This is a genomic window from Streptomyces sp. CA-294286 (genome assembly GCF_050947155.1).
GTDB lineage: Bacteria > Actinomycetota > Actinomycetes > Streptomycetales > Streptomycetaceae > Streptomyces.
Window position 1 is genome coordinate 2,502,780 of the sequence record NZ_CP192005.1, and the last position, 22,615, is coordinate 2,525,394.

20 protein-coding genes and 1 pseudogene are annotated in these 22,615 nt (G+C 67.1%); 10 read left to right on the forward strand and 11 right to left on the reverse strand.

What is annotated here, in order from left to right:
• Positions 1–206: 206 nt before the first annotated feature.
• The 3 genes from ACQPZG_RS15840 to ACQPZG_RS15850 all read right to left on the reverse strand — a co-directional run bounded on the left by ACQPZG_RS15840 (position 207) and on the right by ACQPZG_RS15850 (position 3,752).
• Positions 207–2,633, reverse strand: a complete 2,427-nt coding sequence (locus ACQPZG_RS15840) for a sodium-translocating pyrophosphatase (RefSeq protein WP_433546408.1) — start codon at positions 2,631–2,633, stop codon at positions 207–209.
• Between the two features lie 188 nt (positions 2,634–2,821).
• On the reverse strand, positions 2,822–3,271 hold the full coding sequence (locus tag ACQPZG_RS15845; protein ID WP_433546409.1) for an ATP-binding protein: 450 nt from the start codon (positions 3,269–3,271) through the stop codon (positions 2,822–2,824).
• Between the two features lie 127 nt (positions 3,272–3,398).
• Complete coding sequence (locus tag ACQPZG_RS15850) at positions 3,399–3,752, reverse strand: STAS domain-containing protein (RefSeq protein ID WP_185033884.1); 354 nt, start codon at positions 3,750–3,752, stop codon at positions 3,399–3,401.
• Positions 3,753–3,915: 163 nt separating this feature from the next.
• Between ACQPZG_RS15850 and ACQPZG_RS15855 the strand changes: the two genes are divergently transcribed.
• Positions 3,916–6,300 carry a DEAD/DEAH box helicase gene (locus tag ACQPZG_RS15855; RefSeq protein ID WP_433546410.1) on the forward strand — a complete coding sequence of 795 codons (2,385 nt, stop codon included), beginning with the start codon at positions 3,916–3,918 and terminating at the stop codon, positions 6,298–6,300.
• Positions 6,301–6,853: 553 nt separating this feature from the next.
• Here ACQPZG_RS15855 and ACQPZG_RS15860 read toward each other — a convergent pair.
• The 3 genes from ACQPZG_RS15860 to ACQPZG_RS15870 form a co-directional block, all read right to left on the reverse strand.
• Positions 6,854–7,132, reverse strand: coding sequence for an Rv3654c family TadE-like protein (locus tag ACQPZG_RS15860; RefSeq protein ID WP_433546411.1), 279 nt, complete (start codon positions 7,130–7,132; stop codon positions 6,854–6,856).
• A 311-nt stretch (positions 7,133–7,443) separates the two neighbouring features.
• Positions 7,444–7,860, reverse strand: coding sequence for a TadE family type IV pilus minor pilin (locus ACQPZG_RS15865; RefSeq protein ID WP_433546412.1), 417 nt, complete (start codon positions 7,858–7,860; stop codon positions 7,444–7,446).
• Positions 7,847–7,930, reverse strand: a complete 84-nt coding sequence (locus ACQPZG_RS15870) for a hypothetical protein (RefSeq protein WP_433549426.1) — start codon at positions 7,928–7,930, stop codon at positions 7,847–7,849. Before ACQPZG_RS15870 ends, ACQPZG_RS15865 begins: the two co-directional genes overlap by 14 nt.
• 471 nt (positions 7,931–8,401) lie before the next feature.
• On the opposite strand from ACQPZG_RS15870, the gene ACQPZG_RS15875 reads away from it, so the two are divergent.
• The 6 genes from ACQPZG_RS15875 to ACQPZG_RS15900 all read left to right on the forward strand — a co-directional run bounded on the left by ACQPZG_RS15875 (position 8,402) and on the right by ACQPZG_RS15900 (position 15,195).
• The gene (locus ACQPZG_RS15875; RefSeq protein WP_433546413.1) at positions 8,402–9,427 is read left to right on the forward strand and encodes an ABC-three component system protein; all 1,026 of its coding nucleotides are present in this window, start codon (positions 8,402–8,404) and stop codon (positions 9,425–9,427) included.
• Entirely contained in the window at positions 9,424–9,891 is a 468-nt protein-coding gene (locus ACQPZG_RS15880; protein WP_405759831.1) for an ABC-three component system middle component 2, read from the forward strand. The genes ACQPZG_RS15875 and ACQPZG_RS15880 overlap by 4 nt, the downstream gene beginning before the upstream one ends.
• Positions 9,884–11,716, forward strand: a complete 1,833-nt coding sequence (locus tag ACQPZG_RS15885) for a hypothetical protein (protein ID WP_433546414.1) — start codon at positions 9,884–9,886, stop codon at positions 11,714–11,716. Before ACQPZG_RS15880 ends, ACQPZG_RS15885 begins: the two co-directional genes overlap by 8 nt.
• A gap of 404 nt (positions 11,717–12,120) precedes the next feature.
• The gene (locus tag ACQPZG_RS15890) at positions 12,121–13,401 is read left to right on the forward strand and encodes a hypothetical protein (RefSeq protein WP_018514232.1); all 1,281 of its coding nucleotides are present in this window, start codon (positions 12,121–12,123) and stop codon (positions 13,399–13,401) included.
• Positions 13,398–14,543, forward strand: a complete 1,146-nt coding sequence (locus tag ACQPZG_RS15895; protein ID WP_158689985.1) for a hypothetical protein — start codon at positions 13,398–13,400, stop codon at positions 14,541–14,543. The genes ACQPZG_RS15890 and ACQPZG_RS15895 overlap by 4 nt, the downstream gene beginning before the upstream one ends.
• Positions 14,544–14,976: 433 nt before the next feature.
• A complete protein-coding gene (locus ACQPZG_RS15900; RefSeq protein ID WP_433546415.1) occupies positions 14,977–15,195 on the forward strand; it encodes a hypothetical protein in 219 nt (72 codons plus the stop codon).
• Positions 15,196–15,312: 117 nt separating this feature from the next.
• Here the strand turns inward: ACQPZG_RS15900 and ACQPZG_RS15905 are convergent.
• Positions 15,313–15,453, reverse strand: a pseudogene (locus tag ACQPZG_RS15905) (transposase); the annotation flags it as partial.
• Positions 15,454–15,685: 232 nt separating this feature from the next.
• On the opposite strand from ACQPZG_RS15905, the gene ACQPZG_RS15910 reads away from it, so the two are divergent.
• Genes ACQPZG_RS15910 through ACQPZG_RS15920 form a run of 3 tightly spaced genes read left to right on the forward strand, consistent with a single transcriptional unit; the run spans position 15,686 to position 18,086 of the window.
• Positions 15,686–16,537: a hypothetical protein gene (locus ACQPZG_RS15910; RefSeq protein ID WP_433546416.1), complete on the forward strand. Its 852-nt coding sequence runs from the start codon at positions 15,686–15,688 to the stop codon at positions 16,535–16,537.
• Entirely contained in the window at positions 16,537–17,520 is a 984-nt protein-coding gene (locus ACQPZG_RS15915) for a hypothetical protein (RefSeq protein ID WP_433549427.1), read from the forward strand. Before ACQPZG_RS15910 ends, ACQPZG_RS15915 begins: the two co-directional genes overlap by 1 nt.
• Positions 17,517–18,086, forward strand: coding sequence for a hypothetical protein (locus tag ACQPZG_RS15920; protein ID WP_433546417.1), 570 nt, complete (start codon positions 17,517–17,519; stop codon positions 18,084–18,086). The genes ACQPZG_RS15915 and ACQPZG_RS15920 overlap by 4 nt, the downstream gene beginning before the upstream one ends.
• 37 nt (positions 18,087–18,123) lie before the next feature.
• On the opposite strand, the gene ACQPZG_RS15925 is transcribed toward ACQPZG_RS15920, so the two are convergent.
• The 4 genes from ACQPZG_RS15925 to ACQPZG_RS15940 form a co-directional block, all read right to left on the reverse strand.
• Positions 18,124–18,693 carry a DUF6262 family protein gene (locus tag ACQPZG_RS15925; protein WP_405759816.1) on the reverse strand — a complete coding sequence of 190 codons (570 nt, stop codon included), beginning with the start codon at positions 18,691–18,693 and terminating at the stop codon, positions 18,124–18,126.
• Positions 18,690–21,224 carry a tyrosine-type recombinase/integrase gene (locus tag ACQPZG_RS15930; RefSeq protein ID WP_433546418.1) on the reverse strand — a complete coding sequence of 845 codons (2,535 nt, stop codon included), beginning with the start codon at positions 21,222–21,224 and terminating at the stop codon, positions 18,690–18,692. Before ACQPZG_RS15930 ends, ACQPZG_RS15925 begins: the two co-directional genes overlap by 4 nt.
• Positions 21,221–22,267 carry a tyrosine-type recombinase/integrase gene (locus tag ACQPZG_RS15935; protein WP_433549428.1) on the reverse strand — a complete coding sequence of 349 codons (1,047 nt, stop codon included), beginning with the start codon at positions 22,265–22,267 and terminating at the stop codon, positions 21,221–21,223. The genes ACQPZG_RS15930 and ACQPZG_RS15935 overlap by 4 nt, the downstream gene beginning before the upstream one ends.
• A 197-nt stretch (positions 22,268–22,464) precedes the next feature.
• Positions 22,465–22,602, reverse strand: a complete 138-nt coding sequence (locus ACQPZG_RS15940; protein ID WP_433546419.1) for a DUF4244 domain-containing protein — start codon at positions 22,600–22,602, stop codon at positions 22,465–22,467.
• Positions 22,603–22,615 lie beyond the last annotated feature (13 nt).

Consider the following 22,615-nt stretch of genomic DNA (forward strand, 5'->3'; position numbering starts at 1 on the left):
CATCCGATATTGAAGCCATTTGTACCAGGAGAGACACCAGGAGAGAGGAGACTCACGGGCGTGGTTCGTGTTTCCGCGCAGGCCCCGCACAAACCTCATGCACCACACGCGCATCGGGCGGGCGGCGCACCAACGCGCGCCACCCGCCCGCCTGCTGACGTGCCGTGACGCCCCCGTACCCGACCGGGTGCGTCACCCTGCGCGGCTCACCCCGGCGACCTCACCGCCTTCGACGCCACCGGCGGCTCCGACTGCCTCGGAACGCCTCCCTCCGCATCGTCCCCGTCCCCCATCGCGACACCGCGCCGCTTCGAGACGTACACCGCTGCGACGATGACCCCGAAGGCGATCACCGCGACGACGGCCCGCACCCACGGGTTCGCGTCGACGCCGAAGCTGTACTGCACGACGGCGGGGGCGATCAGCAGCGCCACCAGGTTCATCACCTTCAGCAGCGGGTTGATCGCGGGACCCGCGGTGTCCTTGAACGGGTCGCCGACCGTGTCGCCGATGACGGTCGCGGCGTGCGCGTCGCTGCCCTTTCCGCCGTGGTGCCCGTCCTCGACGAGCTTCTTCGCGTTGTCCCAGGCACCGCCCGAGTTGGCGAGGAAGACCGCCATGAGCGTGCCGGCCCCGATCGCCCCCGCGAGGTAGGAGCCGAGCGCCCCGACACCGAAGGTGAACCCGACCGCGATCGGGGCCATGACGGCGAGCAGACCCGGTGTCGCCAGCTCACGCAGGGCGTCCTTCGTACAGATGTCGACGACCCGTCCGTACTCCGGCTTCTCCGTGTAGTCCATGATCCCGGGGTGCTCGCGGAACTGCCGCCGCACCTCGTAGACCACGGCGCCAGCCGACCGGGACACCGCGTTGATCGCCAGCCCGGAGAAGAGGAAGACGACCGCCGCGCCGAGCATCAGCCCGACGAGGTTGTTGGGCTGCGAGATGTCCATGGAGAGGTTGACCGGCGTGCCCTCGCCGCCGGTCACGATGCCCGCCTTCCGCGCCGCGCCGAGGATCGCGTCGCGGTACGAGCCGAAGAGCGCGGCCGCCGCGAGGACCGCGGTCGCGATGGCGATGCCCTTGGTGATGGCCTTGGTCGTGTTGCCGACGGCGTCCAGGTCGGTGAGCACCTGCGCGCCGGCGCCCGTGACGTCTCCGGACATCTCGGCGATGCCCTGCGCGTTGTCGGAGACCGGGCCGAAGGTGTCCATCGCGACGATGACGCCGACGGTGGTGAGCAGTCCGGTTCCGGCCAGGGCGACCGCGAAGAGGGCGAGGATGATCGAGGTACCGCCGAGCAGGAACGCCCCGTACACCCCGAGCCCGATCAGCAGCGCCGTGTAGACGGCCGATTCGAGCCCGATGGAGATGCCCGCCAGCACGACGGTCGCGGGCCCGGTCAGCGACGACTTTCCGATGTCCCGCACGGGCCGGCGGCTGGTCTCCGTGAAGTACCCGGTGAGCTGCTGGATCAGCGCGGCCAGCACGATGCCGATGGCCACGGCGACCAGCGCCAGCACCCGTGGGTCCCCGCTGTGCCCGAGCACGGATTCGTCCCCGACGCCCCGCAGATCGGCGTACGACGACGGCAGGTGCACGAAGACGGCCACGGCGACCAGCACGAGCGAGATGGCGGCGGAGATGAAGAATCCGCGGTTGATCGCCGTCATGCCGCTGCGGTCGCCGCGCCGGGGCGCGACGGCGAAGATGCCGATCATGGCGGTGATCACACCGATCGCCGGGACGATCAGCGGGAAGGCCAGGCCGGCGTCGCCGAAGGCCGCCATGCCCAGGATCAGCGCGGCGACCAGCGTGACAGCGTACGACTCGAAGAGGTCGGCGGCCATGCCCGCGCAGTCGCCGACGTTGTCGCCCACGTTGTCGGCGATGGTCGCGGCGTTGCGCGGGTCGTCCTCCGGAATGCCCTGCTCCACCTTGCCGACCAGGTCGGCGCCGACGTCGGCGGCCTTGGTGAAGATGCCGCCGCCGACCCTCATGAACATCGCGATCAGGGCCGCCCCGAGGCCGAAGCCCTCCAGGACCTTGGGCGCGTGTTCGGCGTACACGAGGACGACGACGGCCGCGCCGAGCAGACCGAGGCCCACCGTGATCATGCCGACGACGCCGCCCGTACGAAAAGCGATCTTCATCGCTTTGTGCGAGACCTTGGTCAAATCCTTTTCCGGCTCCCCGGCCACAGGAGTCGCTTCCCGCGCAGCCGCCGCGACGCGCACATTGCTCCGTACGGCGAGACGCATACCGATGTATCCGGTGGCCGCCGAGAACAGAGCGCCGACGAGGAAGAACAGCGACCGTCCGATCCGCTGCGAGGTGTTGTCCGCCGGAAGCAGCAACAACAGAAAGACCACGACGACCGCGAAGACCCCCAGAGTGCGCAACTGCCTCATCAGATAGGCGTTCGCGCCTTCCTGGATGGCGACCGCGATCTCCTTCATGGAGTCGGTGCCCTCGTCGGCCGCCAGCACCTGCCGCACCAGCAGCCGGGCGACGATCAGCGCGGCGACGGCGACGGCCGCGATGACGATCACGATGAGGCGATTGTCTTCGGTGAGGGAAACCGCGAGGTACGAGACATGATCGGACTGTGGGGAGTTGAGAAGTCCCGCCATTCGTCCTCCTTGATGCAGAAGCTCAAGATGTGGACGGATTGTAGGTAGCGGAAGCTGTTCCCAACAGAGTGCCGTTCAAGCGATCACGGAAGATGATCGAGGAATACCGCGGAAAAAAGGAAAGGCCCTGCTCAGCAGGGCCATTCCTTCATCACTTCAACCACTTCGGAATCACTGGGGAAATGCATTCACGGCATTACCACCGCCGAAGAGGTGGGCCAGCTCATCAGGATCGCTCCGCCGCCGGGCCCGCCGGTGACCCGGAGGTCGTCGACGAGCCCGCTGATCACGGCGAGACCCATGTCGTCCTCGCCGTCGGCATCGAGATCCACGGCGCCCGGCCCGGCCTCGGAGGCGCTGCGCGCTCCCGCAGCCGAACTGTCCGGAACGGGCACCTCGTCGCCGACCTCGATGGAGAAGGACTTCTCCTCCTCGGTCAGCGCCACCCGCACCGGAGCCGCGATGTTGTTCGTACGGTGCAGCCCCACGGCCCGGGAACAGGCCTCGCCCACCGCGAGCCGGACCTCGTCCAGCACCGCCTCGTCGACCCCGGCACGGCGCGCCACGGCGGCCGCCACGAGGCGGGCCGTCCTGACGTGCTCGGGCTGGGCGCTGAAACGGAGTTCCACGGTGGCCATTGCGCTCCCCCTAGGACGTACGGGCGTGCATGCGCGGGGACCGGACCAGGAGCCCGGTACCCCGCAAAATGTCCTGCTTGTGTTACTTGTTCTGCTTCCGGTGGCCCGAAAGCCGTCGGCGCGACCGTCAGTCGGTGGCGGCGACGGCTTCGTCGACCGTGGTGTGAATCGGGAACACCTTGGTCAGCCCGGTAATCCGGAAGATCTTGAGAATGCGCTCCTGGTTGCAGACCAGACGCAGCGAGCCCTCGTGGGCACGCACACGCTTCAGTCCGCCCACGAGCACGCCGAGGCCGGTGGAGTCGAGGAAGTCCACGCCCTCCATGTCGACAACCAAGTGATAGCTGCCGTCGTTCACCAACTCGACCAACTGCTCGCGCAGCTTGGGCGCGGTATACACATCAATCTCGCCACCGACCTCGACGACCGTTCGGTCGCCAGCAGGTCCAGTCACATTGCGAGTCGACAGGGACAGGTCCACGGATCCTCCAGCACCTTGCTATCGAGCGGCCGCCCCCCTGAGGTCTCCCCGGCGGAGCCAGAGGACGGAACGCCAGCCGCGAAAGGCATTCAATCACTTACCAGCAGGCGAGCACGACGCCTTGGGACCATTGTCCGTCACGCCAGTGACACACTCGGCGGTGATGGCCACCAATCCCCCTACTGGACGACCTCCCCGGAGCAGGGCCCAGACCCCGTCTCCCGGCGAGGTCCTCGCCCGTCTCACCGCAGGGGGGAGCCGGGCCGCTCGCGTCACTCATACGGAGCACCTGCCCCCGAGGGAGGGCAGCCATGCAGTGTGGCCCCACCGCATCCGTACCGAAGTGATCACGACGATCAGGGAAGCCGGGATCGAGCACCCCTGGACCCACCAGGCGCAGGCCGCGGAGCACGCCCTGGACGGCGAATCCGTGGTGATCGCCACAGGAACGGCCTCCGGCAAGTCCCTCGCGTACCTCGCGCCGGTCCTCACCGCGCTCCTCGACGGCTCCGAGGCCCCCAACGGCCGCGGGGCGACCGCCCTCTACCTGGCGCCGACGAAGGCATTGGCCGCCGACCAGCGGCGCGCGGTGAAGTCGCTCGCGGCCCCCCTCGGCAACGCGGTCCGCCCGGCGGTCTACGACGGGGACACCCCGGTCGAGGAGCGCGAGTGGGTCCGGCAGTACGCGAACCTGGTCCTCACCAACCCGGACATGCTGCACCGCGGGATACTCCCCTCCCACCCCCGCTGGTCGTCCTTCCTGAAGGCCCTGCGGTACGTCGTCATCGACGAGTGCCACACCTACCGGGGCGTCTTCGGCTCGCACGTCGCCCAGGTGATCCGCCGGCTGCGCCGGCTGTGCGCCCGGTACGGCTCCGAACCGGTCTTCCTCCTGGCCTCCGCCACCGCCGCCGAACCCGCGGTGGCCGCGGGCCGGCTGACGGGCCTGCCCGTCGCGGAGGTCGCCGACGACGCCTCCCCGCGCGGTGAGCTCGTGTTCGCCCTCTGGGAGCCCCCGCTCACCGAGCTGCACGGCGAGAAGAACGCACCCGTCCGGCGCACGGCCACCGCCGAGACCGCAGACCTCCTCACCGACCTGGTTCTTCACAAGATCCGCACAGTCGCTTTCGTACGGTCGCGCCGCGGCGCCGAACTGATCTCCCTCATCGCCAAGGACCGGCTGGCTGCGGTCGACCGCTCGCTGCCCCACCGGGTGGCCGCCTACCGCGGCGGCTACCTGCCCGAGGAACGCCGCGCCCTCGAAGCCGCCCTCCACTCCGGAGAACTCCTCGGCCTGGCCGCCACCACCGCCCTCGAACTCGGCATCGACGTCTCCGGCCTGGACGCCGTCCTCATCGCGGGCTACCCCGGAACCCGCGCCTCGCTGTGGCAGCAGGCCGGCCGGGCGGGCCGCTCGGGCGAAGGCGCCCTGGCGGTCCTCGTCGCCCGTGACGACCCCCTGGACACCTACCTCGCCCACCATCCGGAGGCCCTGTTCTCCCAGCCCGTCGAGTCGACGGTCCTCGACCCGGACAACCCCTACGTCCTGGCTCCCCACCTCTGCGCCGCGGCGGCCGAGCAGCCGCTCACCGAGGCGGACTTCGCACTCTTCGGCCCCGCCTGCGAGCCCCTTCTCCCGTCCCTCGAAGCGGCCAACCTGCTCCGCCGCCGCAACCGCTCCTGGTACTGGACCCGCCGCGACCGGGCCACCGACCTGGCCGACATCCGCGGCGGTGGCGGCCGCCCCGTCCAGATCGTGGAGGAATCCACGGGCCGGCTCCTCGGCACCGTCGACGCCGAGGCCGCCCACACCGCCGTCCATCAGGGGGCCGTCCACCTCCACCAGGGCCGCACCTACCTGGTCCGCCACCTCGACCTCGAAGACTCCGCGGCACTGGTCGAGGAGGCCGACCCGCCGTACTCCACCACCGCCCGCGACACCACCGCCCTGTCCGTTCTCAGCACCGACGAGACCGTCCCGTGGGGCACGGCACGGCTCCAGTACGGCTCCGTCGAGGTCACCCACCAGGTGGTCTCCTACCTCCGCCGCAAACTCATCACCGGCGAAGTCCTCGGCGAGACCAAACTCGACCTCCCGCCCCGCACCCTGCGCACCCGCGCCGTCTGGTGGACCCTCACCGAGGACGACCTCGACACGGCCCGCCTCACCCCGGAGATCCTCCCCGGCGCCCTGCACGCCGCCGAACACGCCGCCATCGGCCTGCTCCCCCTGTTCGCCACCTGCGACCGCTGGGACATCGGCGGCGTCTCGATCCCCCTCCACCCGGACACGCTCCTTCCGACGGTCTTCGTGTACGACGGCCATCCCGGCGGCGCGGGCTTCGCCGAACGCGGCTTCCACACCGCCCGCGCCTGGCTCACCGCCACCCGCGAAGCCATCGCCTCCTGCGAGTGCGACGCCGGCTGCCCTTCCTGCATCCAGTCCCCCAAGTGCGGCAACGGCAACGAACCACTCCACAAACGAGGCGCCCTCCGCCTCCTCACCACCCTGCTGAACGCGGCCCCCGCCGACCCGTCCGAGTCCTGAGAGCACCCCCGCCGACCGTGGACTGCCCGGTACGACGCCCGCAGGGGCCCTGGCGGGTGCAGGGGGTTCGCAGGGACCTTGGCCCAGGAACACCCACAGGGGCCTGACGGGTCAGGGACGCCTGCAGGACCTGACGGGTCCGGAAACACCCCGCAGGACCCCACAGGGCCGGGACGCCCGCAGGACCAGACGAGTGCTGGAACACCCCGCAGGCCAGAGGAACTGACGGCCCGTGAATTCCCACAGGGCCTGACGGGTCCGGGGCGCCCGCAGGGACCCGGCGGGCGGGACATCCGCAGGGATCTGACGGCTGCGGCACGTCCGGAGGGCCTGGGCGCCGGGAGGACCTGGGCGCCCGGCGTGTCCGAAGGACCTGGACGCCCGGAAGACCTGGACGTGCGGCGTGTCCGAAGGACCTGGACGCCCGGAAGACCTGGACGTGCGGCGTGTCCGAAGGACCTGGACGCCCGGCCCCGCGGAGACCAGGGACCCCGAGGGCCGCCGGGCCCGGAGGCGCGCCCGCCCCCCGCCGCCCCGCCCGGCCCCGCCCCGCTCAGTTCCCCGGCCCAGCCCTCGACCGCACCACCACCGCATGCGGCCCCACGCTCACCGCCGCCGACACATCCGCCACCTCCCCCCGCACCGCGCACCCCACCACGCGCACCCCCTGCGCCACCGCGACCTCCACCGCCCGGCCGCAGGCCACCTCTTCCCCCCGTGCCCACACCCCCGCCGCTGCCAGCGCCGCCAGGTCCGCACCCCCGCCCGCCCGGTGCCGCGCCACCACGACCTGCGCCATGGCCAGCACCCCGACGAACACCACGGCCAGCACCGCGACGACCCCCAGCCCCCAAATCGTGGCCGACCCCCGCTCCCGCCGATCCAGCCGACGCGTACGGCCCGTGCGACCCGTGCGACCCAACCGACCCAACCGATGCAACCGGCCCAACCGACCGGCCCACCGACCCAGTCGAGGTCCGCCCGGCCCAGGCCCGCCGGCCCCCGTACCCCTCGATCTCCGCCAGACCCCGAGCCGCCACCGCCCCGGGTGCCGGTCCCCCCGACCCAGCCCCCGCCACCTCGGGCCCCACTTCTCCTGCTCCTGCTCCTGCCCCCGCCCGCGGCGACAGCGCCACCACCGCCTCACGTCCCCACCCCCACCGTCTCCTCCGCCAGGGCCACCGCCTCCGCCCGCAACGTCAGCCCCAGCCTCCCCGCCCCCAGGACGCCCGCTCCCGGCGCGGGGGCCTCGACCCGTACCCGCACGAGGTCGCCTTCTCGCAGGAACCCCACCCGCGCACCGTCCGGAGCCGCCTGCCGGGCCGCCTCCTCCGTCGCACCCCGCGGCTCCTGCCGGGCGGCGGCTCGGGCCCCGGCGCGGGCCGCGTCCACGCATTGGATCTGGGCCGAGGCGGCCATCAGCGCCCACACCAGCGCCATCCCGAACAGGAGCAGCACCGGCAGCCCCATCGCCGCCTCCGCCGTCACGAATCCCCTGTCCGCACCCCGCGTACCGCCTTCCCGCCCGTCCGCCTCCGTCGGCTCCTCAGAACTGCACATCCAGCGCCCTCCCCACCGCCGCCTGCAAGGCCGCCGAAACGGCACCGCTCGTCACCACCTTGTAGAGCACCGCCGCGAAGGCGCAGGCGGCGATCGTTATCTAGTGTTGTCAAGTGCTTCTGCAGCTCATCGAGCTTCGACGCTGCCTGGCAAGTTAGGCAAGTAGTATCGGGCCGACGGCGAACTTCCACCGATTCAGCGGGCGGCCTGGCGTCGATCCAACCTCGGCGGCGAACGCACCGCGCGATGCACCCGAGCAAGCTGGCGCCGCTGGCAGGCGCCTCGTGGACGCACGAGCGATGAACCACGCGCTCCCACCCGACACGGGTGTCTGCCCACGGGGCACACCAGCCCCGGCTCTGGCTCCTACTCGCATGCTCATGGTCTTCTCGCGAACGACTCGCGAGTGGTACCTCTAGTGGGTCCATCGCTGGGGTGCAGCGGAGGCTTCCAGGGGGAGATGTTGGATCCGAGTCAGGGCCCGCAAGGGGCAGGAGTCCGAGCAGGCACTTCGTCGCTCATTCTCAACTTTCCGACAGCCATGCAGTTCCCGGCCATGCCGTCGCCCGAGAAGATCGTCTTCACCTACGACCCCGACGAGTTCGAAAAGTTCGTCGAGGAGTGGGTTCCTGCCCTGGAAAGCCTGTACGTACGGGTAGAGCGCCAGGGAGGCGCTGGCGACCACGGCATCGATGTGGCCGCGTTCCTCACTCCTCAGGGCCTGGAAGGCCCCTGGCATAACTACCAATGCAAGCGCTACAAAGGAACCTTGGCCTGGAGCACCGCTGCAGGTGAGATCCGGAAAATGTTCGCGGGCGTAGTCACCGGCCAGTTTATTGTGCCGGAGCAGTACACCTTCGTCGCTCCGTCCATCGGCCCCAGCCTGCAGCAGGCTCTGCAACGCCCGGTCACTACCCGCAAGGGCTTCGTGGAAGCACTGCGCGAGTCCACGGACAAGGTGATCACGGACCTGGGCCCGCAGCTGAGGCGGGAGGCAGAGGAACTGGCTGCAGAGACGCCGTTCGAGATCTTCCGGACCGTCAACATGAAGCAGATGCTTGAACAGCACAAAACTACTGACTTCTGGGTAAAGCGATTCCCGCCGGAGTTCCCGCCCCGGCCGGCCGTCATGGAACCGCCCGAGGAGCCAGAGCCGCGCGAGGCCCGTTATGTCCAGCAACTCGTGCAGGTCTACGCCGAGCGCTGGCCCAGCGATGCCAGCACCCTTGCCCAGATTGCACAGCACTCCAAGGCTGGACCGCACTTGCGTCATCAGCGCGAAGCATTCTTCAGCGCAGAGTCGCTGCGTCGTTTCGGGGAGGAGGCCTACCCTCCGGGTCACTTCGAAGCCATCGTCAAGGACATTTACGACGCCGTGATCGATGTGGCGCGGGATGACCACCCCACGGGGTGGAAGCGACTGCAGGCCGTCACCTCACAAGCGATCAGTGCCGGCCTGACGCAGACCGTTTTCGCACAGCACGTGAGAACTCTGGACCGTACCGGGGTATGTCATCACCTGGCGCACGAGGACGAGCTGACGTGGTGTGAGGAAGAAGGGCCATGAAACCCCTGAACAGCCCGCTGGAGATCGGCGTGCGGGCACTGGTTGTGCTCTCAGAGAGCCATCCTGATGCCCTAGACCTGGCCCAGCTCGCCCTCTTGGACCACGCCGTACTGCACAGCGGAGAGTTCGACGGCCCGCCCAGCCTTCACCCGGACCTGCCCGCACGCTCAGGGGAACTCGGCCTGAAGCGTACGGTCCTCGAACAGGCACTTCTGGTACTCATCCGAGCCGGCTTGGCCGAGCTCGAAGCTGACGGAACCGGCCTGGTCTACCGGGCTACGGAACGCGGACCGGCCTTCGTCGAAGTTCTCGAAGCCCCGTACCTTCTCAGGCTCCGCGAGCGCGCCGAGTGGGCCGTTCACGAATGGGCCCCGAACACGGACGTACGCGCCACCACGCGATCCCTGTTGACGCCTCCCCCCGCCCCCGTGACCTCCCGTCCGTTCGAGGGCCATCGTGGGTAGTCTCCAGCTGGTTCACCTCACCTATGCAGGCTCGGGTAAGCCATCAGCGCAGATCGTCTTCGGTTCCGAGCTGACCACGATCTACGGTGCCTCCGACACCGGGAAGACCTTCATCGTCAGGTCTGTCGAGTACATGCTCGGCGGCTCCCAGCTGACCATGGTTCCGCAGGCCGAGGGATACACCCAGATCCTTCTCGGGCTACTGCTACCCGACGGCAGCCCGCTGACCCTCGTCCGTCGGCCCGGCACCAACTCCACGCACCTGCATTTCGAGGACCTCCGCGACCTGGTCCACCGGCCGGCAGACGCCATCGTGAACTCTGTGCACAACGCACGCAGCAAAAACAGCCTCTCGATCCACTTGATGCGCGCCATGGGCCTGGACGAGGTCCTTATCCGCAAAAACGAAGCCGGCGGCACCCGTTCCTTGACGCTGACCGATCTGGTCTACCTGTCCTTGGTTACAGAAGACCGCATGATCGCCATGCCCTCCCCGGTCCTACGCACCGGCACTGCCACCACCCGCACCGCGGAGATGTCGGTAATGAGGTTTCTCCTGACCGGGGAAGGAGACCCTTCCATCGACACCGGGCCCAACGCGGGACAGCGACGTGTGAACAGGGGACAGATCAACCTTCTGGACCAACTGGTGATCGACTTGTACGCGAAGCTCGAAACGGACGAGTCTGAGCGTGACCTCAAGGACCGCCTGGTACGGGTCAAAACCTCGATCGATGCGCAGAGCACAGCCCTGCGAACGGCCGACGAACGTCACCGCGAAGCGGTTCGGGAGCGTATGAAGCGCTCCCGCAGACTCGCTGGGCTAGACGAGCGGCTGGCCGAGGTCAGCGATCTGCTGGGAAGATTTAGCTTGCTGGAGGCTCAGTACCGCTCCGATCTGGAGCGTTTGGTCATGGTCAACGAGGCTGGCAGCATCCTCGGCTACTTCCGTGTTGGAACCTGCGTCTTCTGCGGTGCTGATCCAGAGCACCAGCACGCCGGCCACAGCGAGCAGGAGGCCACTCAACTCCACATTGCCGTACAGGCAGAGGCCGCGAAGACTACTGCCCTGCTCACCGACCTCCTACCGACCATCGCCGACCTCGCCCGCGAACAGGAAGAGATCACGAGGACCTGGCGGACCGCCCAGAATGACCTACAGGCTTTGGAGGAGCTCATTGCCGAAGCCGAGGCCCAGCTCGCACCACTAAGGGAAGGCCTCCAAGAGCTGCTGGAAGCACGATCTGCAATCGAGCGGGGCCTGGAACTTCACACACGTATCGCAGAACTTGAGGAGAAGCGCTCTCGCCTCGATGGGGAGGCAGCGGTCCCGGCCACCCGGCCTGCCGACTACATCGCCGCCCGGATCGTCAACGACTTCGACTCGGTCCTCCAACGCACGCTGGCCGACTGGGACGTACCAGCAGTCGACAACCCTGGGTATGACCAATACAACGCCGAGATCCAGGCCGGGGGCCGCCCGCGCGCTGGTCGCGGCAAGGGCGTGCGGTCCGTCCTGCATTCTGCCTTTACCACCTCCCTAGCCCGCTTCTGCATCGAAAGAGACCTCCCCCACATCGGCTTCGTCGTCCTGGACTCTCCCGTGGTCACCTACCGTCAGCCCGTGAAATACGTCCCCCAGGACCCCGACCTACCGGACGTGCGCATCACATCCACCGTCGTGGATCGCTTCTACGAGGACATGCTTGCCTTCCCCGGCCAGGCTGTGATCATCGAGAACGGCGACCCTCCCTTCGGCGTCCTCTCCGAGGCCACCACCTACAACTTCACGGCCGCGGACGGCCGCCGCGGCTTCCTCCCGTAACTCTGCGATCCCACGATCGACAGGGCCTACGCCACAGCCATGAACGCTGGAGCATGTCCGATAGCGAGGCTTATGGGCTATCTGGATGCCCCGACCTCGACGGCACTCCGTGATGTAGGCGTGGGCACATCTCCTCCCCGCAACCTCGTTCCAAGCCCTGCTGCGGGGAGGCAAAGGGGTGCATGCTGGATATTCAACGCATATGCGGAATGTGGTCGCACGGTGGCCTCTAGGTAGGGCACTGTCTTGGGTGACAGCTCGCGTGAGTTGTCTCGGGGGAGCCGCACCGGCTGGGGCCCGCGAGCCTGCTTGGTGTTCGTATCTCCGATGCGTGAGAGCAGGGTCTCTGAAGTACCGGTGGAACCGGGCGACATGGAGCGCTCGGCAGATGACTGGGGGGTTGGATGGACAGGTTCGATGAAGGCCTGCGCTGTCAGGACGTGCATGCTGGGTTGCGCAACGTGGATCCGAACTCGGGCACACTGACTCCTCTTGCCGATACCCAACTGATCGGGATGGCAGCGAGCGTCGCGGCACTTGTACGTGGTCAGGAAGTGATCGGTGACGCTCAGGCTCTGCGAGCCTTGGCGGCCGAACAGCTGGACGTAAATCATTTCGCCTTCGACCAGGTTGTCCTCGCGTTGGATGAACTCGGCTTCGTTGAGGGTGTACAGCGTGCCGGCGGCAAGATCGTCAAGTTCACCGAGAGCGTCCCGTATTACGACGACCTGTACGCCAAGCTTGGTGAGGCGTGGAGGGACCGCCATCCGTCAGAGGCCGAGGAGCAGATGGTGCTCCTTGTTGACTATCTCGCCGAAGGGCCAGTGCCTGAGGAGGAGGCGTCCAATCGTGTCGGGTTGGACTCTTCCGCGCTACCCAGACTGCTGGAATTGGGTGAGCGATCCCAACTCGTCAAGCGAATCCAGATGCCAGACGGGGACGTCCTCTACTCACCGTTCTTCGGCTTCGAGAACCCGGAGGTCATGGGCAATCTGATCCGCGATCACGGCGCTGAATCTCTCGCACAGGCCTTCGCTGCCGTACGCGGCGAACAAGGCCTGCCGGTAGGCGATGGCCAGCCCCTTCTACAGGAGGCCATCGCCCGCGGTCTACTCCTGGCCCCCGCAGTAGAGCAGCCGAACGGCACTCTGCAGCCCTTCGCTGCATTGCCTTACATCCTTGATCACGACCTTCTGCGAGGTCGCAAGCCGATCTTGGATAAGGCCCTTGCTCTGCTGGCCTGCCTGCGATGCGGACAACACTTCGGCGGCAGCACCAATCTTCCGCCGGACGCGCTGATCGCCGTTATCGACAAGCTCCTTGACAGGAATGTCGGATTCTTGAACCCCCACTCCTCGCACGAACGGCAGTATCGCCTCGTCCACGCGGCGGGGTTGATCAGGTTCGGTCCTGATACTCGGCCGGGGGGAAGCTGGGTGACTCCTCAGTTCATCGACACTCCAGACAATCGACAGGCTCTGCAGATTGCCCGTGACCTGGTCACTCACGGCGAACAACTCAAGGGACGGGTGGGCGACGAACAAGCCCGCCAAACCCTGTCCTTGGGTCAGAGCTTCACGGCGCCAATGCAGACGATGCACCGAACGCGAGCCAAGGCGCGGACCTCACCGAAGCAATGGCAGGGTGTCATCGACGCAGCTCTCGGAAGGGGACGCATCCGATGACGGAACTCGACCTGGGTCTCAAAGTCGCATCCCGAAGGCTCTTGTGGAGGATGGGCTATACGACACGCCTGGATGTGCAACTCCGAAGCGTAGGCGTCGCAGCGACTGATGCGCCATCCAGTGGGCAGCGCGGGCGGCGATCAAGCGTGCCTGAGTCCTACACCGACCTTGACGTGCTCGGATACGTGATCAGCGGTGCGTTCCACGTTCAGAGCGCCATCGTCGACTGCAAGACCACGAGTAAAGGCTCGACGAACCGTATGTTCTGGGTTCGTGGAGTTGCAGACTTCTTCGCGGCCGATGCCGCTTACATGGTGCGGGAGAAGGATCTCAGCAACGCGGCAAGACAGCTCACATCTCGCTTGCGGATCTCTGCTCTAAACAGCTCAGAGATCACCAGTCTGGAGCAGTTGCATCCGAGTCATCTCGACCTGGAAGCCGAGCCATTGGCCTGGCTCTTCGAACCAGCGAAGGCCACGCAGGTCCTTCGGGCATTCGGTGGGTTGGATAAGCGTCTCAAATCACTCTTGGAATACAGGGAGTTCACGTACTGGATCACCGAACAGCACCGCAACCCTCTCCAGATGGTGGAGGAGCTCGCGAGCGTCGCCAATCACCTGGATCCTCGCATCCCGCACCATCTGGCCCTCGTTCTGGACTGCTCGTGGCTCTACCTACTTTCCCTAAGTCAAGCAGTGGAAAGTATGCGAGCGACTCACGTAGCAGATCATGACCGTGGCCTGCAGGAGTACCTCTTCGGGGGGCCCGTCGGGCTCCGTGAGAAGCAGGGATTGTCGCAACTGCTTGAGAACATCAAGAAGACGGGTGCCCTTCCCGAGCAGGTACACGTGGGGCTGCTTCCCGAGTACTATCCGCGTTTGCGGGAGCTCGCCGTTCGAGTTCTGACTCGTCCGGATACTGTGATGCCGGCCCTCCGAATGCTCGAACTGGCCACCACTGTGACCGCTCTTGGTAAGCGCATTGAAAAGCCTGAGGACATGGGAGGGCTGTTCGAGGAGGTCGCCGCCAAGCGTGCAGCCGACGTCGTGGGCTTCCTGGTTGGCAGCGCAGGGTTGAACTCGGGCTTCCGTTCCCGCGCCCGTTCCCTCTTCCTGGGGGAATCCGTACCTGACGCGGCCTGACCGATTGAGGACAACGGGTAGCGCTCACCCGAAGGGGCCTTGCCTCGCGGGCCTGCCTCGTGCGCACGAGGCAGGCCCTATGCGTCGCAGGACGGCTGCGGTGATGGATCACCTCGCGAAGGAATGAATGGGGCACCGGACACTGGTGTCCATGACGTGCGGAGCGGTGACCTTGCAGTTCTTCGGCGCGGTTCAGATGGCCGGGGCGCGCCGCCGGTGATCTGCAACGCCCATCGAGGAGACGTCGGGCCCGATGGGCGGTGTGATTACCGACCGTCTGTTCAGGCACTGACAGGTGGTCGCCGCAACTCGACGGATCTGCTGGCAAGTTAGAGCGCGGTCGTCAAAGATGCTGTCACCTGCTGCAGGCTTCGGGAGCCATGCGGGGATGCGTAGAATTCCGGCCTCAGACACTCACCGGGAGGGACGCGCGATGGAATTGGTGCCAGGCGAGTACGAGTTCACCTGCGACGAATGCAATGGCGACGGGTCCGTGCAGGTCATCAGAGCAGACGACAACGATGAGGCCGAACGCGTCTGGGACAGGTGCGACGACTGCTACGGCGAAGGCACCATGCGCGTGGATGAGGAGGAGGCAGCCGAGATGATCGAGGACGGTGGCCGTACTCCGATCCGCACACCGGCTTCGTGAACTTCGGTACTGATACCGAACACAAATGCGGGACGCCACAATCCCCGCCTATGACAGTTCTCGGCCACCCCGCCTCCTAGAGGCCGGCGGGGTGGAGGACTTCGTCACCGCGGTCGCGACACCGGTCCGGACCCTGAACCGTATGCCGTCGATCGGCCGCCGCCGAGACCAGACAGGCGGCCGACCCGCCCTCGTGCCCTTCGGCAACAACGGCTCCAGCACCGCCCACTGTTCATCCGTGAGATCTCCCCGACCCATGAACCGTGATCATTCACAGTCCAAGATCCACTTTCGATACACGGCCTAGCGGCATTGTTCGTGCTGACCCCTCAACGGGCTGAACTTCACCATGGCTTGGCACCCAAACTGCGCTGATCAGCGTTGATGGGCGTCAACACCAGGCGGGCCAAGCACATTCAGGGAGGTAGAACGGTAAGTGTTCGCCTGGCTACTCTGTGCGCTCTTCTTGTCGGTTCAGTGAGGAATCCGTATGAGCTACACAGAGCAGGACGTGCGCGAGGGCCGTCGACTGATGAACGAGGGCTGCGAGAACCGCCTCGTCCTCGGCGACAAGCTGCTGGCCGTCACGGTCCCGGGCGGCCCGGACAGCGCTTTCGACCAGTACTGCGACGAGATCGGCCTGAGCCCCAAGACGGCCAGGCAGTACCGGCATACCGCCCGGATTTGCACCCCGCCCGTGCGGCAGCTCGTAGCCGACTGCGGCGTCCACGTCAGCTACAGCGCGCTTCGCGAGGGCGCCCGCCTGGCGCCTTCCGGCAAACCGTACGACGAGGACTACAGCACCCTGCGCAGGCTGCTACGCGAAGCGCGCGAGGCAGGGGCCGGACGCATCAGCGCTCTCCGGTACCGTCGAGCGCTGGGCATCGGTCCTGCGCTGCAGGATTTGTTGGACCCCTCCAGCAACACGTCCTTGGCGGACTATCTCGCCTCCCTCGCACCCCAGGAGCGTGATCAGGCTCTTCGGGATCTGGTGGAGAAGAAGGCGGAGGTACACGACGCTCTGAAGCGGGTCATGGACGAGAAGCGTCGCCGAGACCGCGAAACCCGTGGCCCCGAGTGCGGTGGCGGGAAGCCCGACAAGGCCGCGGTCGTGGCCCGAGACCTGGTGCGGCTCAGTGACCAGGGGGCCGCGTTCATGAGCCGCTACCCGCCGGCCGCCTCTCTGGCCTTCACCAACGAGCAGAGGGCCGCCTGCAAGGAAGCGCTGGGGACCCTGGATGTCCTCGCAACGTGGATCAGGGTCAGGGTCCTCGACGACCAGCCAGCTGAGCCAGCTGCCGCTGACAAGTGGACCGAGACCCGCGACCTGGTGGGTGTGTGATGGAGCCAGGTGCAGCAGACGATGGCGAAGATCGCCTTAATGCCGATATCGAGGAGTTCGCTACCCACGACCGCAAAGGCGGCTGGGCCCGGGCGCTCCTGATTGCCCGCCGCGTCGAGCCTGATGAAGGTCACGGCATCGGATTCGATCAGGCGTCCACGAAACGGTTCGACCGAACCGTTTTCCGGCGCGTCAGCGCGCGGGAGTTCGCACGCCGGTCGCACACGAGCCACAAACGGGTCATGGCCTTTCATGAGGCCTGGAAGCGTGCGGCCGCGGACGGCATTGTCCCGCCGGTGGCCGACCTCACGCCCGGTGCCCACGTTGACCTGCCGGACGAGGAGGCGGCCCCGTTCTTCGGCGAGCACGGCTACTACCGCAGCTACGAGGCCCGCATGAACAACGGGGAGCGGCGGCAGGCGATCGAGCAGGAAGCCGAACGAGCCGGGATCAAGCCGGGCTCCCCTGTCTACGTGGCTCAGCAGCCAAGGGCACTGAAGACGGCGATCCTGGCCGACGCGGATACCCGTGCCGTCGCTCAGGAAGCATTGGCGGAGTTCGAACGGCGCGAAGGGCGGGCGGACTTCGAAGACCGTGCAGTAGCCCGACCTGCGGCCGAAGCGGGCGACCGAGCGGAGGGCATGAAGGAAGCAGTCCTAGGTCATCAGGCGCGGGAGGCGGAAGCCGAGGAAGCTGAGCGGGCGGTTCGCGTCACGTCGCGGGAACAGTCCGAACCCGACGTGGCTCTACAGGTCTTCACCGAGATGACCGAGGTCCGCCTCGCGACGCTACGGGCATTGTCACTGTTGCAGCGTCACCAAGTGGAGTTCACCGGCGACCGCAGTCGGGCCATCACCGACCTGTGCACCGCGTCGCAGGCGGCCCTCGGCTTCATCCGCGACCTGGCCGCCGGCCCCTACACGGCGCTGAACGACGAAGCTCTGCAAGCGTTTCTGGACGAGAGCGAGAAGAAGCTCCGGTGAGCCCCAAACGCGACAGGGACACCCCATCCCAGCTGGAGCAAGACGCCATCGACGTCCTGCTGTGGCTCGGGCCCAACGCTGGCCGTGAACTGTCCTACGCGGACATCTCCCGGGGCACCGGCATCCCCGACCGCCGCCTGCGGCGTGCGGTACCCAAGGCCCGCGCTGCCGCCCATGTGCTTGGACACCGGCTGGAGCAGTTCATGGCCTCCCGCGACCCGCTTAAGCGTGGGGCGAAGGTGACGCGCTTCCACAAGTTGGGCCAGGGCGACGAGTTCGGCGCCCGTGACGCGTTGCTCGCCTGCCGCAAGGCGGTTGCCTACATGGGCGACATGCACCGCGCCTGCTCTTTCGAGGCCAGCAACCCCAACAGCCTCGACCGTGAAGCGTTCGGGCAGATGGCGGAAGCCGCCGAAGGTGGCATCCGAACTTTCAGCGGCGTGGAGAAGCTGGGCAGCAAGGTCGTGAGGAACCAGGGGACTATGCGGCGCCAGGCCGAGCGGATTGCGGACCTGGAGGCACAGATCGCCGAGATGACCTCGGACCAGTCCGCCGCCTCGGCCTGATCTCCCTGTGAACGGCCCGGCGGTAACAGCCGCCGGGTCAGGTGCGGTTGATCTGCTTAAGCATTCGCTTGCCCGCTTCGCGGGCTGCAGTCAGGTCGTCATTGGCCTCGGTGAGCTTCCGTTTCAGGTCGTCTCGTTCGGCGCGTATCTCGTCGCGTTCCAGAGTGATTCGTTCCACGGCCGCCAGTAGCTCGTTTACCCGCTGGTTGAGTTCCTTGGTCCCGGCTTGGTCGAGCTGAGCACCGAGCGAGCGCTGGACGGCCCTCTTCAGGCGTTCGCGCTCGTCGCGCAGGGCCTTGTTTTCCTCGCGGACCAGGGCCAGGTCGGTAGCCAGGCTCGCCGCAGAGGCATCCTGGCCGGACTGCCTCGCGCGGCGGTCGGCTTTGGTCTGGCTTTTCATGGCGGCCTCGATGTGCTCACGGACGCCTTCGGCGTAAACGAGCCACCGGGATACCCCGGCGCTACGGGCGACCGCGAGGAAGGTGATCGTCTCCCCTCTGGCCTTCATGGCGTCGACCGTGGCCAGCACCTTGGTTCGCTTCGTCTTGCTGTCGTTCTTGCGGACCTCACGCAGGATGTCGCCAGGGGTGCGCTTCGTGTCGCTCATGCCATGCTCTCGCCGCGCTGGCCAGGGAAGCCAGGCATGCCCAGGGACACCGCGGAGCGGTGCCCCTGCACGGCACGGACCTTGCGCAGGACGGCCGATGCCTCCTCGACCTCGTCACGCTCGTCCTGTCCCATCGATTCCATCAGCTTCCGCACGGTCTCCACGGTTCCCTTGAAGGCCGTGATCTGGTCGTCCAGGTTCCTCACCACGAACTCGTCCACCTCCATCATGACCGCCATCTCCTTGTCCGCCTTCAGCGACCGGATGTGATCCTCGATGACAGGCAGATAGGACGGATCGGGCCGGTAGAAGGGGCAGGCTGCACACTGGAAACGAATCGGGCACGCCTTCCCGCCCGCCTTGACGTTGGAGGGTTCGGTACAGTTCCCGAAGATCACCGCTACTGAGCGGGCCTCGTACGCGGTAGCGGACCCCATCGGCGCGGACCTGCCCCTGCGGTCCACAGTGTGCAGGCGCATCACGTTGACCGCCTCCCGCTTTCGCTTGTGACTGATCTTGTAGTATCGCTGGGTGGTTTGCATGGATTTGTGGTCCATGAGCTCCCGCAATACCTCGATGCGCACCCCGGCGTCCGCGTACCGCTGACAGAACGAGTGGCGGAAGGCGTACGGGTAGATCAGCGAGCGGTCGAACGGCACCCGGTCCCCGTTCCTGTCGAACTCCTCGGACAGCAGGACGGGGACGTTGTCGGCCCACTTGCGGATCATCGACGAGATCTGCTCGGGCACCAGATGGCGGATGATGCCGTTCTCACCGGCCGGCGGGAACAGGAATCCTTCGCTGCCCGTGGGCAGGTCGAGCGTGTCGCGTACGGCCCGCCAGGTGCGGATGGTCTCGACCGTGTCGTGTTCGAGCTCCAGGCGCCGGTTCAGGCGCCGTCCTTTGCGGTTGTCCCAGATCAGCAGCCATTCGCCATCCGCGTGTTCGAGACAGCTCGTCCTCAGCTCGGCGATCTCGTACGGGCGACGGCCGGTGTCCCGAAGCAGCTCGTAGATCGCGCGAGCCATCGCCTGGACCTGCTCGGATGTCATCTTTCCGTGCGTCACGCCATGGCCCAGCAGGTGCGCGTAGTCGTTGAGTTGGGCGATGAGGGACTCCGGCAGGGCTTTGCCGGCCTCGTCCTCGTCGACCTCCTCGGCCTTGATGACGTGGCTGGAGTGGCGGGCGAAGCTCGCTGACATGCTGTCCAGGTGGCCCGCGGCCCGGTTGTAGTCGAGAATCTTGAAGAAGAACGACAGCAGGGCCCCGCGCTGCTTGCTCGACATGGCCCCGCCGTCCAGCTTGGGCAGCACGCGGAAGGTGTCGACCACAGCGTTCATGTCGGCGAACACCAGCTTGGTCAAGTCCATGCCGCCCCCGACCCGCGCGTCCAGGGCCCGGGAGACCGCCGTGCACACCCGCAGGCCACGCCGGGCCTCAGTGGTGTTCGGCTTCGTCTCGAAGATCCAGGTGACCAGGACTTCCCTGAGCCACGGCTGGCGGATGCCCGTCACGTCCAGGCCGAGCGGCCGTTGAGTGGTGCCCCCGCGCAGGCTCTTGACGCCGAGTTCGGACAGGTCCAGCACGTCCCTGCTGGTCGGGTCGACGCCCTCGAAGCGGTCGAACGCCGAGCGCAGGATGCGGTGCGTCTCGCGGAGGAGCGCGTCCACGTTCGCCTGCTTCCCGCTCGGCAACTGCCCAGCCTCGGCGGTGGCGATGGAGTCGACCCGCTCCGCCAGGTGCGCGACGGCCTGGCGGACGGCCACGGGGTCGATCTTCTGGCCGCGTTCGTCGCGCCGCTGCAACGCATACAGCATCTCCAGGCGGGCCACCGGATGCAGCGGGGCCAGAGAGAACTGGTGGACGTTCAGGAACGGTGCCTGCCGGTCCAGCCATGCCGGTTCCGGCGCGGACCGCCGCCCCCGGGCTGTGGACGTGACCTTCTTCCAGCGACTCTGGTGCATGCCGCACAGCCCGAAGGCCGCCCGTGCGTCGTAGCGGCAGCCCGCCACCCGGCAGGCGGGCGAAGGCCCGTACGGTGTCTGCCGCTCGATCCACGCCCCCAATTCAGAGTCGGGGTCGCGTTGCAGGTCCTTGTGCCGAAGCGAACCGTGCGCGTTGCACAGGCCCCACAGGACCGAGTCCCGCGGGCATCCCGTCACACGGCAGTCGGCCCGCTCACCGGAGATTACGCGGTTGCGGTCCGGCACGGAGGTGGTCTTGAACTCCTTCAGCCCCAGGCTGCCGGCGCGGTGGGCCTTCTCGCAGGTGGCGCACAGGCCCCGCCGAGTGCGGGTGAGCGCGTCGCAGGCGGCGACGTCGCACCGGTAGACGGCCGTGCCCGCGTGGTCGACATCACCGCTGAACAAGTGGGCCGCCGTCTCCCATTCGCCCGGACGCCAGTCGTGTTCGATGCGCTCGCGCAACCACGTGGTCCACTCGGTGAGGGCCTCGCGCAGCAGGCTGTCCGCCTCCTGGTCAGCGTCCCGCCGGGGCCGGTGAAGCGGGACGACATTGCCGGACACCGTCACTGACGGGCTTCCTTCCTCTTGGCGGCCACCAGCTTGACGGCGTCGCGCTTGTCCTTGTCGGTTGCGTGGGTGTAGGGATCCATCGACTGCGGCGACTGGTGTCCGGCCATGTTCTGAGCCACGTCGCGGTCCATCCCGGAGCGAAGCCACCGGGTGATCGCCGAGTGCCGCAGCATGTGCGGCCGGGCGCGAAACCCGGTGCGGGCCGCGAGCCGCTTGAACAGCTCATATGTGCTGGGGTACTTCATCGGCTCGCCGAGCGGAGCGCGGAACAGGTTCACGAACACCATGTCGCAGCCCTCGGCATCCGGTACCGCGTCGCGCTCGTAGCGGTAGGCGGCGTACAGCTCGACCGTGTCGGCCTCCACCGGAATCCACCGCGGATAGTGCGACTTGGCGTACGCGTTGTTGCTGTTCAGACGGCGCCGCACATGAACGTGCGGCCCCTCGACCCGGCAGCCCAGCGATGCGGAGTCGGGCAGGAAGTGCATGTCCTCACGTCGCAGCCCCAGGCCTTCGCCGATGCGCATGCCGGTGACCGCCAGCAGGGCCACCAGGAACCGGTCACGGGTGTGCGTCGTGCAGTTGAGGATCTGGTCGATCTGGTCGTCGGACAGCCATTCGTAACCCGGCACCGCGACGCGGTACTTGATCCGCCTCTCCTGGATCGTGCGGTGTTGGCCGTCCTCGCCCGGATCGAATCCTGACGGGGCGTAGTGCAGGAACTTCGGCTGCACGAGCTGGCTCACCACACTCGCAGGAACCCAGCCCTGAAGCGCGGACCACGTCAGGAACTCACCCACCGTGCCCATGATCTTGTTCGCCGTGCCCTTGTCGCGAAAGCGCGGCTCCGGGTTCGGGCGTTGGCCCTTAGGCGGCAGCGGCTCATCGACCAGCCACCGCATCATCGCCATGAGCTGGGCCAGGCTGGGACGTGTCCAGTCGACCGCGTTCTCGGTGCAGTACGACAGATACAGGGCGATCCGGCCCGCGTACGTGCGCTGGGTGTTGTAGGCCCGGTCGTTGCTCTTGAGTCCCACCAGCCAGGCGCACCCTTCAGTGTGCAGCTCGAAGGCTTCGTTGACGACGACCCAGTAAGTGGAACCGTCCCCCGATATGGCCCGCTCAGCTCGGTAGTGCCGGTACAGAACAGCAGACGTGGCCAACTTGCCTGACACCCCTTGGATACCGTTAAGGCAAAGGCAGAACCATCACACTTGCCTTACATGCCTGACGTTCTTCAAGTACCCAAGATAACGATCGTCCCTACCGCGTACTCGGCCGTGGACATCCCGTCGTCGGCAGCCCACCGCCCCCGTACTCGCGTCCGCACCCTGCCCGCGCCCCGCACCGCCCGGTCCTGCAACCACTTCCACATGTCGACCTCCCAC

Coding starts and splice junctions, on each gene's coding strand:
- ACQPZG_RS15840 (WP_433546408.1), bottom strand. CDS start 2,633: ATGGCGGGACTTCTCAACTCCCCACAGTCCGATCATGTCTCGTACCTC.
- ACQPZG_RS15845 (WP_433546409.1), bottom strand. CDS start 3,271: ATGGCCACCGTGGAACTCCGTTTCAGCGCCCAGCCCGAGCACGTCAGG.
- ACQPZG_RS15855 (WP_433546410.1), top strand. CDS start 3,916: ATGGCCACCAATCCCCCTACTGGACGACCTCCCCGGAGCAGGGCCCAG.
- ACQPZG_RS15865 (WP_433546412.1), bottom strand. CDS start 7,860: ATGTGCAGTTCTGAGGAGCCGACGGAGGCGGACGGGCGGGAAGGCGGT.
- ACQPZG_RS15875 (WP_433546413.1), top strand. CDS start 8,402: ATGCAGTTCCCGGCCATGCCGTCGCCCGAGAAGATCGTCTTCACCTAC.
- ACQPZG_RS15880 (WP_405759831.1), top strand. CDS start 9,424: ATGAAACCCCTGAACAGCCCGCTGGAGATCGGCGTGCGGGCACTGGTT.
- ACQPZG_RS15890 (WP_018514232.1), top strand. CDS start 12,121: ATGGACAGGTTCGATGAAGGCCTGCGCTGTCAGGACGTGCATGCTGGG.
- ACQPZG_RS15895 (WP_158689985.1), top strand. CDS start 13,398: ATGACGGAACTCGACCTGGGTCTCAAAGTCGCATCCCGAAGGCTCTTG.
- ACQPZG_RS15900 (WP_433546415.1), top strand. CDS start 14,977: ATGGAATTGGTGCCAGGCGAGTACGAGTTCACCTGCGACGAATGCAAT.
- ACQPZG_RS15910 (WP_433546416.1), top strand. CDS start 15,686: ATGAGCTACACAGAGCAGGACGTGCGCGAGGGCCGTCGACTGATGAAC.
- ACQPZG_RS15915 (WP_433549427.1), top strand. CDS start 16,537: ATGGAGCCAGGTGCAGCAGACGATGGCGAAGATCGCCTTAATGCCGAT.
- ACQPZG_RS15925 (WP_405759816.1), bottom strand. CDS start 18,693: ATGAGCGACACGAAGCGCACCCCTGGCGACATCCTGCGTGAGGTCCGC.
- ACQPZG_RS15940 (WP_433546419.1), bottom strand. CDS start 22,602: ATGTGGAAGTGGTTGCAGGACCGGGCGGTGCGGGGCGCGGGCAGGGTG.